Genomic DNA, 13,584 nt, shown 5'->3' on the forward strand with positions numbered 1-13,584 from the left:
GAAATTAATATTAAAACGATGAATACACAATCCAACAGCTTTCAGACGCTGGAAAAAGACGATCAGGATTTCAGAAATTCAGTCGGCACCATGGATGAAACCGGAAAAAGAAAATGGGTCTATCCCCGAAAGCCAAAGGGAAAATTCACCAATTACAGAAATTATACAAGCTATCTCCTGCTCGCGCTTTTTTTTGGATTGCCTTTTGTGAAAATCAATAACAATCCGTTTTTTATGTTTAATGTGATCGACAGGAAATTTTTCTTCTTCGGACAACCTTTCTATCTTCAGGACTTTTTTATTCTTGCTTTGGGGGCGGTGACTTCGGTAATATTCGTCATGCTTTTCACTGTGGTTTTCGGAAGAATTTTCTGTGGCTGGCTTTGCCCTCAGACCATTTTTATGGAAAGTGTTTTCAGAAAAATAGAATTTTGGATCGAAGGCGACCGTAACAAGCAGATAAAACTCGACCGACAGGAATGGGACAACGAAAAAATCAGGAAAAGGATTTTAAAATGGTCTGTTTTTGCAGTAATTTCTATTATTATTACCAACTTTATGTTCATGTATATTGTTGGTTACGAAGAAGTCTTCAGAATTATTTCTCATGGGCCGGCAGATAATCCATTCAAATTTATTGCAATGGTTGCTTTTACTGCTATTTTCTATTTTGTTTTCACATGGCTTCGTGAGCAGGTTTGTACATTGGTCTGCCCTTACGGAAGGCTGCAGGGCGTTTTGATTGATAAAAATACCATCAATGTGTATTACGATTTCAGAAGAGGTGAAAACCGTTCAAAATGGAGAAATAATGAAGACAGAAAAACTGCCGGAAAAGGAGATTGTATCGACTGTAATCAATGCGTGATCGTATGTCCTACGGGAATAGACATCCGGAACGGCCAACAACTGGAATGTGTAAATTGCACGGCTTGCATTGATGCCTGTAATGAAGTAATGGAAAAAGTAGGCCTTCCGAAAGGACTCATCCGATACGCCACAGAAGCCGAAATTGAAAATCAGGAAAAATTTACATTTACTTCCAGAATGAAAGCGACGGCTGTTTTCTTAGCTTTGTTAATAGGATTTTTAGGATTTCTAATGTACGACAGAGGTTCGATGGAAGCCAAGTTCATTAAACCGGCAGGATCAACATTTTTCGTTAAAAACGGAAAAATAACGAATACTTTTATTTATACTCTTTTAAATAAGTCCAATGAAAAGAAAACATTAACCATAAAAGTTTTGAATCCTAAAAATGCAGAAATAGAATTCTTTGGCAATGAAAAAATTACGTTAAAAGGAGATCAGATCTTAAAAGGAAATATCAATATTTCTTTCCCTGAAAAAGAGATTAAATTTTCAAAGCAAAATATGACGATCGGAGTTTTTGATGAAAAAGGAAATCTTGTCGATTCTTTCGATACCATTTTTGAAGGGCCTTTCCAGTTGGTATTATAATGTTTTATGATTTATACATTTTAATAAACTGCGTCGGAGTCATCCCGGAAGATTTTCTAAAAACTCTTACAAAATAAGAATATTCTTCATATCCAAGACGGAAAGCGATCTCTCCAAGGCTTTCATCAAGGTAGATCAGCATTCTTTTGGCTTCAAGAACTACTCTTTCCGTGATGAGATCTGTTGCCGTTTTCCTGACAACCGTCTGCATGATCCGGTTCAGATGCTTGGGGGAAATATCCATCAGAGAGGCATAAAATGCAACAGATTTTTCTTTGGTAAAATGTTCCTCAACAAGATCTTCAAAATCCTGATAATGTTTAAAGTAGGAAAGACCGACGGATGAAGAAAGATGGTCAAAATCTTTTGAAAACAACCTTGTAGAATGAATAAAAACCTGTGACAGTAGTGATAATATCAAGCCGTTTTTCATGAAGTTTTGAGAATGATATTCATTTTCAAGTTTATGGATAATATAGATGTATTCTTTTAAATAATCATCATCCAGCTGAAGTTTTCGCGGAAAATGCACTGATCCGAAAAAAGGAAAAGTCCTGAGCTTCTGGTTCACATAATGTATTTCATAAAAATCCTGAGAGCAAAAGAAAATATAACCGTCGATATCCGCAGAAAGCTCCCAGCTATGGATCTGTCCGGGAGACATAAAAAAGAGACTCCCCGGAGAAACGTCATATTTCTGAAAATCGATTTCGTGAATACCTTTTCCCTGTGTAAAAAGAATGGTGGCATAAAAATCGTGACGGTGAGGTTTTTCCAAATGCCGGTGACCCACGATCAAATGCTTTTTCAGGGTACTGAAATAAAATTCAGAGGTATTTTTCCCTCCCTGAAACAAATCCATATTGAGTACCGAAATAGAATTCACGTTGGTTTTATTTTAGTCCAAAAATACTGAAAAACAACAATAATGTTATCAAGTCCGAAAATGAATTTTACCGTAATAATACGTAAAGATCAACTTTTCAGGCGTTATATTGCTGAAGAAAATTAAAAAATTTTTATCTTTGAGAATTACGATTTCAAAAATGAAGATAAATTTACCAGATAAGCTGTATTATTCTATAGGAGAAGTTGCGAAAGCATTTGATGTAAATACTTCATTGATACGCTATTGGGAGCAGGAATTCCCTATTATCAAACCTAAAAAGAATAAAAAAGGTAACCGATATTTCACTCCGGAAGACATAAAAAATCTTCAGATCATTTATCATTTGGTTAAAGAAAAGGGTTATACCCTTGACGGGGCGAAAATTGCACTTACTACCAACAGCAAAATCTCGGAAACCATTACCCTGATCGACAGACTTGAATTTGTAAAAGCTGAATTGCTGAAACTTAAAGATTCTCTTGTTGAAAAAGACAGCGAGTAAATAAAATTTTAAGTTTATTCTTTAAATAGATTTATTTTTTTAATCATTTATCTGAATTTATATTCTAAACTCAATCAATCGTAACTTGCTCATTGCTAATAACTGAAAGAATCATTAAGTTTACGGCAATGAAAAAAAGTTATTACCAAAGATTAGCAGGTATTGGAATCCTCTTGATTATTTTATTTGCTTTTCAAAAATACAGAAGTAAGGGAAAAGAGGATTTTTCTGAGGTCCATTTTATCACCAATAATTCCACCGTATTAAAATTAGCAGAATTTGATCCTAATGAGCTGGATGAAAAGCAATGGCAGAACTTAGGCTTCACTACGAAGCAGGTTAAAACAATTCTCAACTATAAAAAAGTGGTTGGGGGAGAGTTTTCATCCAAAGAACAATTCAGAAAATGCTTTGCCATTTCGAGTGAAAAATTTTCTGAACTTGAACCGTATATTCTTTTACCGGAAAATAGTCGTGAAGCTAAATTCTCTCATTTTAAAAATTTTGAGAAAAAATTAATTACAGTTTCCGGTAAATTTAATCCTGATCTTTATTCAGTAAATGATTGGATAAGAATGGGATTTTCTGAACGACAGGCAGAAGCTATTATAAAATATAAAAGCTATCTGGGAGGCAGTTTTGTGAGCAAAGAGAAATTCAAAGAATGTTTTATCATCAGTGAAGAAAACTTTGAAAAGATCAATCCTTACCTGCTTTTGCCTGAAAAGACGCCTGCGAATTATAATAAGTATGCTAAAAATTTAAGTGCTAATAACACCAAAATCCAATATCATGCTTTCGATCCGAATACTTTGAAATTAGAGGACTGGAAATCATTTGGTTTTTCCGAAAAACAGGCACAAACGATTGTCAATTACCGCAATAGAAATTTAAAAGGGAGCTTTAAAAGTATAGAAGACATTCAGAAATGCTTTGTGATTTCCGTTGAAAAATTCGAGGAAATGAAGCCTTTTATCAGATTAAATCCGGCAACAATAGCAAATAATGGAATTCAAAAATCCGAAATCAAACAACAGGAAAAAACTGATTTCTCAAAAGTTGATTTAAATTCTATTACTTTTAAACAGCTCATGGAATTTGGGTTCGATGAAAAAGCGGCCGGTTCCATGCTTGGTTTCAGAAAAAAATTAGGAGGATTTGTTAGTAAAGAGCAAATTTTAACCACTTACAACATCGATCCGGAACTAATGAAGAAATTACTTTCTGTAGCTCAGCTAAACACCTCAAACGTTCCTAAATATACATTAATGGATGCTCCGGAAGAATGGCTGAAAAATCATCCTTATTTCAAATATTCTGCAGAAAAAATCATCTTTTACCGACTCAGTGAAAAAGATGAAAAGAAAATTTGGAAACTACTGAGAACTAAACCAGAATATGAAGCGAGAATGAAGCTTTACCTTAAATAATATAATTGATGGATCGAAATACTTAATGATTTACGATTAATGCAACTTAATCAAATGTTTTACTTGAATCTTCAACAAGTCTTTGCAACGTTGAAAGTTCGTCTTCCGTAAGATCTCTCCATTTTCCGATAGGAAGGTCTAATTTTATATTTAAAACCCTGATGCGTTTCAGCTTTTTAACTTCATAGCCCAGATATTCGCACATTCTGCGAATCTGGCGGTTTAATCCTTGTGTTAAAACGATGCGGAAATTCATTTCGTCAATTTTTTCTACCTCGCACTTCTTGGTGACGGTATCTAAAATCGGTACTCCGTTTCGCATTTTATCGAGGAATTTTGGGGTAATCGGCTTGTCAACCCGCACAATATATTCTTTGCCGTGATTATTTCTCGACCGTAGAATTTTATTCACAATATCACCATCACTGGTCAGAAGAATTAGTCCTTCACTTGGCTTATCCAAACGTCCTATAGGAAAAATCCTTTTTGGATGGTTAATATAGTCGATGATGTTATTTTGTTCTCGTTTGGTGTCCGTTGTACAAACAATACCTACAGGTTTATTAAATGCTATATAAACATGATCTTCTTCCAGTTCGCGAATGGGTTTACCGTCGACCTCAATTACATCTTCATCGGAAACTTTAGTTCCCATTTCCGGAATTTTTCCGTTGATCTTAATTCTTCCCTCCTCCAAAAGCTTGTCTGCCGTTCTTCTGGAGCAGTAGCCAACTTCTGAAAGATATTTGTTAATACGTGTTTTTTCCATTAATCTTCTCCGTAACCTGTATAATTTTTATTACTGAAAATAGTCACACCATAGCTCAAACCAACAAAAAACGGACTGGAATTCCCCAGTTTATGACTTTCCAGAAAAATACCTCCTTCCTGACTTAATCTCTTTGAATAGGAAACCTGCATTCCCAGTCTTCCTCCCCAAAATTCAGCATCAGAAACGACTGCGTTATTCAGCTGTTTACCATAATTTAATTCGATATAAAAAGACCTGTCGCCCGGATCAAAAATAAATTTAGGCTGTACCATCAGGTAGATCAGATGATAATTATCCTGAATAAAACTATATCTGAATCCTGCGCCTAAGGCAAAGTTAGGAAGGAAATTGTAACCGCCAATAGCAGTAATTCCGTATGTGAATTTCCTTGGAGGCTCGGAATTGATGTATTGTGTATTGTTGGGAACTTCTTTTTCTTTATTTAATTTAAACCCAAGATTAAGTGACGGATTAAAATAAAATCCCATCGTCTTTGAAACCTTCGTTTCCTGAGCAAAAATGACTGAGAAAGAAATCAAAGCCAACAGCAAAAGTAATTTTTTTTTCATGGTTTATTAAATTTAAAATCATTATCCAAAAAATCAGACGTTGCCTCTTCAATGTTATATTCTCCGATTTTGGTTCTCCTCAATTGTGTAAGATACGCTCCTACTCCCAGTTCCTGTCCGATATCATAGGCAAGACTTCGGATATAGGTTCCTTTTGAACAGCCCACCGTGAAACTTACGAATGGAAGATCAATTTTAACGTCATTCAGATAAAAAATAGTTGTCTTTCGGGATTTCATTTCCACTTCCTCTCCTGCTCTTGCCAGATCATACGCTCTTTTTCCGTCAATCTTTATGGCAGAAAACACCGGCGGCGTCTGATCTATTTCACCAATAAATTTTTGCAAGGCATTGCTAATCTGATCTTCCGTAACATCCGAAATATCCTGATGAAGAATTTCAGGTTTTTCGGTATCGTAAGATTCGGTCTGCACTCCAATTTTTATTTCTGTCCAGTATTCTTTGGGCGCGTCCTGAATTTCAGGAATTTTTTTCGTGAATTTTCCACAGCAGACGATCAGAAGTCCGGTTGCTCTCGGATCCAAAGTTCCGGCGTGACCAATTTTGAATTTTTTAGGAAGATTAAACTCTTTTTTGAGTTTATATTTCATTTTATTGACAGCCTGAAATGATGTCCAATCCAAAGGTTTGTCCAGTAAAAATAGGTGTCCTGATTGTAAATCTTCAGCAGTCATTAGCTTATGAGTAATAAGTAATTTAATATTTATTTTTAAAACTTATTTAAAAAAATAGAAATATATCAATAAAGCTACTCCGACAAAAATACGGTACCAGCCCCAAGGTTTAAAACCATATTTATTTAAAACGCCGATGAATGCTTTAATGGCGATTAATGCAACAACAAAAGCAACGATATTTCCTACAATAAAAATAGTAATATGATCCTGTGAAGCCATAATCATTTCGTAGCCCTTCTGTGGATTTGCCGTTTCTTTACCCCAGGTTTTTACAAAAATGGAATAAACCGTTACGGCCAGCATCGTAGGAACTGCGAGAAAGAATGAAAATTCTGCCGCCGCTTTTCTGGTTAATCCCTGCGTCATCCCACCGATAATGGAAGCTGCACTTCGGCTGGTTCCGGGCATCATTGCCAAACATTGCCAAAAACCGATCGTAACAGCTTTTTTTATAGTAATCCCCTTTTCGTCGTCAATTTTAGGATTTTTAAACCATTCATCCGCAAATAACAAAATCACACCCCCCAATACCAAAACCGATGATATAGCGATCTGATTTCCCAAAACCGCTTCAATTTTATCATCAAAAAGATATCCCAAAACCAAAGCAGGAATTACGGCGAAAGCGAGTTTAAAATAAAACTGTAAATTTTTAAGATCAAAGAATTTCTTCCAGTATGCCACTACAACAGAAAGAATCGCCCCAAACTGAATAGAAACCTGAAACATTTTTAAAAACTCGTCTTCCGGCAGCCCCATCAGGCTTGCTGTAAACCCCATATGTGCGGTTGAGGAGATTGGAAGGTATTCCGTTAACCCCTCAACGATAGCAATGATTATTGCTTTGATTAAATCCATAAATTTTGTATTTATCAAAAAAAACTTTGTCAAAGTTCAGAACCTTGACAAAGTTGTACCTTATAAAATGTATTTATTTTCTTTTCAAAATCGCGTAAACTTCAATAACAAAACCGATTACAACGAATAAAGGTGCAATTCTGATTCTGCGAATAGAAAAAATATCTTCGTTCCAGGAATTCGGATCAAATTTTCCGTCTACGGTATTGGCATCGTGTCCCATCATCAGTAAAAAACCTACTACAATAAATGCAAGACCGATAAGCATCCATTTGAAGTTCTGCTTTCCGAAATAGAATGTATTTTCCTGAGGTGCTTCAGTTATTTCTTTTCCAAAGCTGTCTGCGGAAAATTTATTTGTTTTTTTGCTCATTTTAAGAATAATATAAATCGTCTACGTTTGATCTTAAGAATCTCCAGGTGGCAATCACCGTACTTAAGACCGTAATAAAAATTCCAACTCCGAATACCAGTAATACCAGCCAGAAATATTGATTGTTGTCCTGTACAAAGGCAGAGCCTATTTGACTTGTAAAGTAATACCAGAGTCCAAACAGAGCCAAAAGCCCTATTACAGAGCCAATTGTACCCAAAACCACAGCTTCAATAATAAAAGGCTTAAGAATAAATCTTCTTTTCGCCCCCACCAGCTGCATGGTCTTAATGATAAATCTTTTGGAGAATATTTTCAGGCGGATCGAGTTGTTGATCAGCACGACCGCCAGTATTAAAAATAGTATGGAGAAACCTAAAATCCACTTAAGGATTCGGCTTAAATTATTGTAAACATCAACCATTAAGGTACTGTCATTTTTCACATCAATAATCCCCGGAACTGCTTTAATAGCCTTTAAAGCCTGATCGATTTTTGCAGGATCCACATATTCCGGTTTAAGGGCAATTTCTATGGATGAAGGGAATATATTTTCTTCAAAAAGTGCGTCTGTATCGATTCCCATGCTTTTTTTAGCTTCTTGAGACGCCATTTCTCTCGTAATGTAAGTCGCTTTTTTTACAGGGGCCAGTGTCTGAATTTCTTTAAAAACCTCAGCTTCCATTTTTGCAATCTTCAGAGAATCTTTAGCATTATAGTTTTCATCAAAATAAGCATTTACGACAAGCTGTTCTTTGATATAATCGGAATATTTCTGGGCATTAATTAAAATAAGTCCCATTAATCCTAGTAAAAATAACACTAAGGCGATACTTATTACTACAGTAATATTGCTAGACCTAAGCCTTTTCTTATTAAATTCCTCTACAGATTTAGCCATTAATATTAAAATTTTTGGCTAAAATAGAAAAAAACTTCCGAAATTTGGGAACGAAAAAGAGAAAATCACTGTTAATAAAATCATAAAAACTTTGAGTGTAAAAGCAAAAAAGCATCTTGGTCAGCACTTTCTGACAGATGAAAACATCGCGAGGAAAATCGTGGAAGGTCTGAGTTTTGAAGGCTATAAAAACATCATGGAAGTAGGTCCAGGAATGGGTGTTCTTACCAAATATCTGCTGGAAAAAGACCAGAATATTTACCTTGCGGAAATTGATAAAGAATCAATCGAATATCTAAAAAATAATTACGATAAAGTATCGGAAGAGACTTTTGTGGGTGATTTTCTAAAACAGGATTTTCAGTTTACCAATAGTGAGCAGATCGCTGTTATCGGCAATTTTCCTTACAATATTTCCTCGCAGATTTTGTTTAAGATTATTGATCACTATGAGCTGATTCCCGAGATGGTCGGAATGTTCCAGAAAGAAGTTGCTGAAAGAACGGCCGCCGTTCCCCGAACAAAAGATTACGGAATACTTTCTGTGTTGATCCAGGCTTATTATGATACGTCTTACCTGTTTACCGTTCATGAAAATGTATTTAACCCGCCTCCGAAAGTAAAATCTGGTGTCATCAGAATAACACGAAATCCGAAAGAAGGACTTGCCGGAAATGAAGTTTTATTTAAACAGATCGTCAAAGCAGGGTTTAACCAGAGAAGAAAAAAACTCTCAAATGCATTGAAAATTCTCAATATTCCCGAAGCTTTAAAAACTCACGAATTTATGGATAAAAGAGCTGAAGAATTGAGTGTAACAGATTTTATTTCCTTCACACAGCTCTGGAAAAACAATCAATAAAAATTTTAGTTTAAATGATAAAAACCTCCCAGAATATCAATTTCCGGGAGGTTTTTATCATTTAAAAGTAAATTCAATTTTCCAGTTTGTGAACTTTTTTGGTACCTTCATACATTTCATATTGCAGGAATCTTGTCTCCAATTTTCCATTGAAAAGTTTGATTTTTCTGGAAGGGCGAAGTCCTATTTTCTTTACTGCTTCAAGATCCGATGAGATCAACCATGCTAAAGTATTAGGATAATTTGTTTTGAAAGTATCTCCTATTTTTCTGTAAAAATCTTCGTCATTAATCGAAATTCTCTCATCATAAGGCGGATTGAAAACCATTAATAACGGGAAAAGCTCTTTTTTGGAATCAAAGAAGTTCTGCTTTCTTACTTCTATAACATCTTCCATTTCAGCAGCTTCAATATTGATTCTGGCAGCGTTGAGCATTCTTGCATCAATATCGTATCCTACAATTTTTCCGGTAAATTCTTTAACCCTGTTGATTCTGAATTCTTTAATTTTAGAAAACAAATCAGCATCATAATTTTTCCAGTTCTGAAAAGCAAATCTCTTTCTGAAAATCTGTGGCGGAAGATCCATGGCGATCATTGCCGCTTCGATCAAAAGTGTTCCGGAACCGCACATAGGATCCAGGAAATTGCCTTTTCCGTCCCAGCCGGCCAAGTGAAGCATTCCGCTTGCCAGAACTTCATTAATCGGCGCCTCACCCTGCTCTCTTCTGTATCCTCTTTTAAATAACGGATCACCGGAAGAATCAAGAGAAATCGTGATTAATTCCCGATCAATATGAAGGTGAAATTTAATATCCGGACTTCTGGTTTCAACGTTGGGACGTCGTTTGAATTTCTCCTGAAAATAATCAACAATCGCATCTTTCATTTTCAGAGTGACAAATTGTGAATGCTTGAAAGTCTCGGAATTTACCGTTGCATCGATGGCAAAAGACTGTTCAACATCCATGAATTCTTCCCAATTAAAATTAAAAAGCCTGTCGTAAAACTGATGCTGATTAAAGGCTTTGAACTCATGTATCGGAACTAAAATTTTTAGGGCCGTTCTTGCAGAATAGTTTATTTTGTATAAAAAACCAAGGTCACCTTCACAATTTACTGCACGGTTTTTTACCTCAACGTTTCTTCCTCCCAGCTTTTTTATCTCATTTTCCAAAATCTGTTCGAGTCCGAAGAATGTTTTTATCTGAATCTTTATATTTTCTGTATCCATAATCAATTATTAAAGGTTTAAATATTTAAAAATGAGTAATTTGCAAAATAAAACAATTGCTTCATTGAATATTTCAATCTTCCAATATTAAATACTTTTTCCTTTTACCGCACAAATTTAGTTATTTTTGCATTATGGAATGGTTTGAATCTTGGTTTGATACCCCTTATTATCATTTGCTTTATAGTAACAGAGATTATACAGAAGCAGAAAACTTTATTACAAAACTTACAACAGACCTTCAGCTGGAGCCAAATTCTAAGATCATTGACCTGGCCTGCGGAAAAGGCAGACACTCTGTTTTTCTCAATAAATTGGGATATGACGTTCTTGGATTAGACCTTTCCAGACAAAGTATAGAATTTGACAGGCAGTTTGAAAATCAGACTTTAGTTTTTAACGTTCACGATATGAGAAACAAGATTGATGCAGATCCTATGGATGCCGTATTTAATCTTTTCACAAGTTTTGGGTACTTTGACAATGAAAGTGATGATAAGAAAGTTTTTCAGTCAGTTTATGATGTTTTAAAACCGGGAGGTTTTTTTGTTCTGGATTATCTGAATGAAGAATTCGTGCGAAAAAATATGATCCCTGAATCTACTATTACAAGAGGAGATATTGAGTTTAAAGTTACCAAAAAAATAGAAGGAAGACATATCATCAAAGATATCAGATTTGAAGACAAAGGGAAACCTTACCATTTTTTTGAAAAGGTAAAACTTCACACACGGGAAGCCATTAATTCGTATGCCGAAGAATGTGGTTTTGAAAGAATTAAAATCTGGGGAGATTATCAACTGAATGGATTTGATAAAGAAAATTCGCCCCGCTGTATTAATTTATTTAAGAAAAAATGACAACAGTTATTTTACTGATTTTAAGTGTTATTTCAGGAGTATTTCTGGGCAAGCATTTCGGTAAGAAAGAAAAACTGGCAAAAAATTTATTGATTTTAAGTGCCGGATTTCTTATCACCATTTGTCTTAATGAAGTGTTTCCACAAGTATATACTGCGCAAACAGGAAGCAGTCTCGGAATCTTTGTGATTGTGGGAGTTCTCTTACAAATGGTCCTGGAAGCTCTTACCAAAGGCTTTGAACACGGACATTTCCATCATCATAACGAGCATAATATTCTTCCGGTCGCCTTAATGGTTGGGCTATTTATTCATGCCTTTATTGAAGGGATTCCATTAGCAAACGAGGAACATCAGCTTTCGCCTTATCTTTGGGGAATTGTTTTTCATAATCTACCGATATCATTTATATTGGGCGCATTTTTATTTAACAGAAAGGAAGGATCAAAAAGCAGTTCTTATCCGTCGTTGCTAATTGTTGCTTTATTCGCGCTTGCATCGCCGATGGGAATGTTATTGGGTAATTATTTTAATCCGGATTTACAGCCTTATTTTCTGGCTATTGTAGGAGGAATATTTCTGCATATCTCTTCTGTTATCATCTTTGAAAGCAACAAAAGCCACAATATAGACTGGATAAAAATAGGACTCGTTATTCTGGGTGTTTCATTAGCATTAATCATGCACCTGTTCCATGATCATTCTCATTTGGAACATCATCATTAAAATTAATTTATAATAAATAAAAAGCTCCGAAAATACTTCGGAGCTTCTATTATATGATATTTATTGCAGCTTAAAATTTCCAACCAAATGTAATAAAGAAATTATTTCTTACATTTTTTACATCTGACACTGCATAAGCATCACTCGAAATTAAATTTGAAGGAGAATAGTATCCTGCTTCATAATTGCCATTAACCACACCATAAAGGAAAGGATTAGCATATTTAGAAGTTACATTCTGATAAGAGGCATCAATATAGAAAGATCTGAAATCATATCCTAAACCAAGCGATAAAGCATTTCTGTCATTCAGAATCAGATTATTATAAGACTGTCCCTGTGAAACACCTCCGTTATCAGTGTATCTGTCGATAGTAAGGGCATCGAACGGACTTGAAGCATATGAATATCCTCCTCTTAATCTGAACTGTTTCAATCGATATTCAGCCCCGATTTTCACTTCCGAAAGATTTTTATAATTATCCTTAAAGAAATCATTTAATTCAGTTTCGGCACCTCCATACACTTTATACTTAGGTTTTGTTAATCCCAGGGTGTAATCAACGTTTAAAGCAAAGCTTTTACTGGCAATAAATGCAGCACTCACGGTTGCCTTCATCGGAGAAGTTAGTTTTCTGTCTTCAACAGCATAATCATCACCGTAAACAGGATCATTATAGAAATTGTAACTTCTGTTGATGTTCCAGAAAGTAGGAGTTTCCAAAGCGGCACCCAGTCTGAAATTCTGACCAAATTTTCCGATTACCCCTAATGAAGCAGAAAAACCATTTCCTTTTTCATAAAAAGGGGTGTTTTGCTTACTGAAATATTCTGAACTTCCGTTAGCCAGAGAATTGAAAATAGCCGTATCAGACTGATCAATTGATGAATTAAAGAAATTAAGACCCGCTCCTAAATAAAAACTATTGTTATAATTTGCTCCTACCCCAAAACTTGTTTTTGATAAATAACCGTATCTGTCATAAGCATGTCTGCCAAAAGAAGAACTGGTATTATTGGGAAAATCATAAATTAAATTAGAATTTCCTGGCGTTTCGATATAATTGTCTATAGTCTGATTGGAATAATTAACACCGACATTTATAAATTTCCACGCACTTTCGGTCATGAGCTGGAAAGTCATCACTGCTCCCAAATTCCCAAGATCTCCTTTATTAATATTATATCCGTATGATGATCCTGCGAAAGAAGATGTATTTTTATTGCTGGTAATAGACAATGTTCCGGAAACTTCCCCAGAAATAGCAACTCCTAAACCGGCAGGGTTGGTAAGCAAAGAATTTGCATCGCCTCCCAAAGCCCCGTTTGATCCGGCCATGGCATTGAATTTTGCCGACCCTACATTAGGAGCATTTGAATAAACATCCACTGTATTTCTTATCACAGAAACATCTTGAGCCTGCGCAAAAAATGCAGCAGAAATACTCAT

The 13,584-nt window shown here is 35.2% G+C and carries 15 protein-coding genes; 6 read left to right on the forward strand and 9 right to left on the reverse strand.

Annotation, left to right across the window (positions count from 1 at the left end; genetic code table 11):
- Positions 1–18: 18 nt before the first annotated feature.
- Complete coding sequence (gene ccoG, locus ACWNCI_RS08100; RefSeq protein ID WP_449387919.1) at positions 19–1,461, forward strand: cytochrome c oxidase accessory protein CcoG; 1,443 nt, start codon at positions 19–21, stop codon at positions 1,459–1,461.
- A 4-nt stretch (positions 1,462–1,465) separates the two neighbouring features.
- On the opposite strand, the gene ACWNCI_RS08105 is transcribed toward ccoG, so the two are convergent.
- Positions 1,466–2,347: an AraC family transcriptional regulator gene (locus ACWNCI_RS08105; protein ID WP_449387920.1), complete on the reverse strand. Its 882-nt coding sequence runs from the start codon at positions 2,345–2,347 to the stop codon at positions 1,466–1,468.
- Between the two features lie 160 nt (positions 2,348–2,507).
- On the opposite strand from ACWNCI_RS08105, the gene ACWNCI_RS08110 reads away from it, so the two are divergent.
- Positions 2,508–2,852 (forward strand): MerR family transcriptional regulator, encoded by a 345-nt coding sequence (locus tag ACWNCI_RS08110; RefSeq protein ID WP_029294276.1) that lies wholly within the window; start codon positions 2,508–2,510, stop codon positions 2,850–2,852.
- A 128-nt stretch (positions 2,853–2,980) separates the two neighbouring features.
- A complete protein-coding gene (locus ACWNCI_RS08115; protein ID WP_449387921.1) occupies positions 2,981–4,282 on the forward strand; it encodes a helix-hairpin-helix domain-containing protein in 1,302 nt (433 codons plus the stop codon).
- A gap of 46 nt (positions 4,283–4,328) precedes the next feature.
- Here the strand turns inward: ACWNCI_RS08115 and rluF are convergent, their stop codons facing one another.
- The 6 genes from rluF to ACWNCI_RS08145 all read right to left on the reverse strand — a co-directional run bounded on the left by rluF (position 4,329) and on the right by ACWNCI_RS08145 (position 8,453).
- Positions 4,329–5,051, reverse strand: coding sequence for a 23S rRNA pseudouridine(2604) synthase RluF (rluF, locus tag ACWNCI_RS08120; RefSeq protein ID WP_449387922.1), 723 nt, complete (start codon positions 5,049–5,051; stop codon positions 4,329–4,331).
- The gene (locus tag ACWNCI_RS08125) at positions 5,051–5,623 is read right to left on the reverse strand and encodes a hypothetical protein (RefSeq protein WP_449387923.1); all 573 of its coding nucleotides are present in this window, start codon (positions 5,621–5,623) and stop codon (positions 5,051–5,053) included. Before ACWNCI_RS08125 ends, rluF begins: the two co-directional genes overlap by 1 nt.
- Complete coding sequence (gene truB / locus ACWNCI_RS08130) at positions 5,620–6,318, reverse strand: tRNA pseudouridine(55) synthase TruB (protein ID WP_449387924.1); 699 nt, start codon at positions 6,316–6,318, stop codon at positions 5,620–5,622. The genes ACWNCI_RS08125 and truB overlap by 4 nt, the downstream gene beginning before the upstream one ends.
- 42 nt (positions 6,319–6,360) lie before the next feature.
- On the reverse strand, positions 6,361–7,179 hold the full coding sequence (locus ACWNCI_RS08135) for an undecaprenyl-diphosphate phosphatase (RefSeq protein WP_346984707.1): 819 nt from the start codon (positions 7,177–7,179) through the stop codon (positions 6,361–6,363).
- 73 nt (positions 7,180–7,252) lie between these two features.
- Positions 7,253–7,552 carry a DUF3098 domain-containing protein gene (locus ACWNCI_RS08140; protein ID WP_346984706.1) on the reverse strand — a complete coding sequence of 100 codons (300 nt, stop codon included), beginning with the start codon at positions 7,550–7,552 and terminating at the stop codon, positions 7,253–7,255.
- A 1-nt stretch (position 7,553) separates the two neighbouring features.
- Positions 7,554–8,453 (reverse strand): cell division protein FtsX, encoded by a 900-nt coding sequence (locus tag ACWNCI_RS08145; protein WP_449387925.1) that lies wholly within the window; start codon positions 8,451–8,453, stop codon positions 7,554–7,556.
- Positions 8,454–8,544: 91 nt separating this feature from the next.
- Here ACWNCI_RS08145 and rsmA point away from each other — a divergent pair, with 91 nt between their 5' ends.
- Positions 8,545–9,315, forward strand: coding sequence for a 16S rRNA (adenine(1518)-N(6)/adenine(1519)-N(6))-dimethyltransferase RsmA (rsmA, locus tag ACWNCI_RS08150; RefSeq protein ID WP_449387926.1), 771 nt, complete (start codon positions 8,545–8,547; stop codon positions 9,313–9,315).
- 73 nt (positions 9,316–9,388) lie between these two features.
- Here the strand turns inward: rsmA and ACWNCI_RS08155 are convergent, their stop codons facing one another.
- Entirely contained in the window at positions 9,389–10,549 is a 1,161-nt protein-coding gene (locus ACWNCI_RS08155) for a THUMP domain-containing class I SAM-dependent RNA methyltransferase (RefSeq protein WP_449387927.1), read from the reverse strand.
- Between the two features lie 134 nt (positions 10,550–10,683).
- Between ACWNCI_RS08155 and ACWNCI_RS08160 the strand changes: the two genes are divergently transcribed.
- Positions 10,684–11,409: a class I SAM-dependent DNA methyltransferase gene (locus tag ACWNCI_RS08160; protein ID WP_449387928.1), complete on the forward strand. Its 726-nt coding sequence runs from the start codon at positions 10,684–10,686 to the stop codon at positions 11,407–11,409.
- On the forward strand, positions 11,406–12,134 hold the full coding sequence (locus ACWNCI_RS08165) for a ZIP family metal transporter (protein WP_449387929.1): 729 nt from the start codon (positions 11,406–11,408) through the stop codon (positions 12,132–12,134). The genes ACWNCI_RS08160 and ACWNCI_RS08165 overlap by 4 nt, the downstream gene beginning before the upstream one ends.
- A gap of 70 nt (positions 12,135–12,204) precedes the next feature.
- On the opposite strand, the gene ACWNCI_RS08170 is transcribed toward ACWNCI_RS08165, so the two are convergent.
- Positions 12,205–13,584 carry an OmpP1/FadL family transporter gene (locus ACWNCI_RS08170; protein ID WP_449387930.1) on the reverse strand — a complete coding sequence of 460 codons (1,380 nt, stop codon included), beginning with the start codon at positions 13,582–13,584 and terminating at the stop codon, positions 12,205–12,207.

Source organism: Chryseobacterium lineare (assembly GCF_977014045.1).

Coding starts and splice junctions, on each gene's coding strand:
- rluF (WP_449387922.1), bottom strand. CDS start 5,051: ATGGAAAAAACACGTATTAACAAATATCTTTCAGAAGTTGGCTACTGC.
- ACWNCI_RS08145 (WP_449387925.1), bottom strand. CDS start 8,453: ATGGCTAAATCTGTAGAGGAATTTAATAAGAAAAGGCTTAGGTCTAGC.
- ACWNCI_RS08110 (WP_029294276.1), top strand. CDS start 2,508: ATGAAGATAAATTTACCAGATAAGCTGTATTATTCTATAGGAGAAGTT.
- ACWNCI_RS08165 (WP_449387929.1), top strand. CDS start 11,406: ATGACAACAGTTATTTTACTGATTTTAAGTGTTATTTCAGGAGTATTT.
- ACWNCI_RS08140 (WP_346984706.1), bottom strand. CDS start 7,552: ATGAGCAAAAAAACAAATAAATTTTCCGCAGACAGCTTTGGAAAAGAA.
- truB (WP_449387924.1), bottom strand. CDS start 6,318: ATGACTGCTGAAGATTTACAATCAGGACACCTATTTTTACTGGACAAA.
- ACWNCI_RS08160 (WP_449387928.1), top strand. CDS start 10,684: ATGGAATGGTTTGAATCTTGGTTTGATACCCCTTATTATCATTTGCTT.
- ACWNCI_RS08155 (WP_449387927.1), bottom strand. CDS start 10,549: ATGGATACAGAAAATATAAAGATTCAGATAAAAACATTCTTCGGACTC.
- ACWNCI_RS08135 (WP_346984707.1), bottom strand. CDS start 7,179: ATGGATTTAATCAAAGCAATAATCATTGCTATCGTTGAGGGGTTAACG.
- ACWNCI_RS08170 (WP_449387930.1), bottom strand. CDS start 13,584: ATGAGTATTTCTGCTGCATTTTTTGCGCAGGCTCAAGATGTTTCTGTG.
- ACWNCI_RS08115 (WP_449387921.1), top strand. CDS start 2,981: ATGAAAAAAAGTTATTACCAAAGATTAGCAGGTATTGGAATCCTCTTG.
- ccoG (WP_449387919.1), top strand. CDS start 19: ATGAATACACAATCCAACAGCTTTCAGACGCTGGAAAAAGACGATCAG.
- ACWNCI_RS08125 (WP_449387923.1), bottom strand. CDS start 5,623: ATGAAAAAAAAATTACTTTTGCTGTTGGCTTTGATTTCTTTCTCAGTC.